Origin of the sequence: Neisseria sp. HMSC070F02 (assembly GCF_001814225.1) — a bacterium.
Taxonomy (GTDB): Bacteria; Pseudomonadota; Gammaproteobacteria; order Burkholderiales; family Neisseriaceae; genus Neisseria; species Neisseria meningitidis.
In genome coordinates this window covers 1985-2505 of the sequence record NZ_KV815408.1, presented here as the reverse complement: position 1 = coordinate 2505, position 521 = coordinate 1985, and the positions used below count along the sequence as shown (strand labels likewise).

Genomic DNA, 521 nt, shown 5'->3' with positions numbered 1-521 from the left:
CGCGCTCAACCCCTTTATCAGCGCGGGCGAAGCCTTGGGCATAGGCGACATACTGTACGGAACGCGCTATGCCATAGACAAAGCCGCAATGCGCAACATCGCCCCCTTACCCGCCGAGGGCAAATTCGCCGCCATCGGCGGCTTGGGCAGCGTGGCGGGCTTTGAAAAGAATACGCGTGAAGCCGTTGACCGGTGGATACAGGAAAACCCCAATGCCGCCGAAACCGTCGAAGCCGTCTTCAACGTTGCCGCAGCAGCCAAAGTCGCGAAGCTGGCAAAGGCGGCGAAACCGGGGAAAGCTGCGGTTAGCGGGGATTTCTCAAAATCCTACACCTGCTCCTTCCACGGCAGTACCTTGGTCAAAACGGCAGACGGCTACAAAGCCATTGCCCATATTCAAGCCGGCGACCGCGTCTTCGCCAAAGATTAAACCAGTGGAAAAACTGGATACAAACCTGTTACCGCCCGATACGGCAATCCGTACCAGGAAACCGTTTACATTGAAATTTCAGACGGCATCG

At 56.6% G+C, this 521-nt stretch carries 1 pseudogene; it reads left to right on the top strand.

From position 1 onward, the window contains the following. Nucleotides 1-521, top strand: a pseudogene (gene mafB, locus HMPREF2959_RS12565) (polymorphic toxin MafB class 1); the annotation flags it as partial.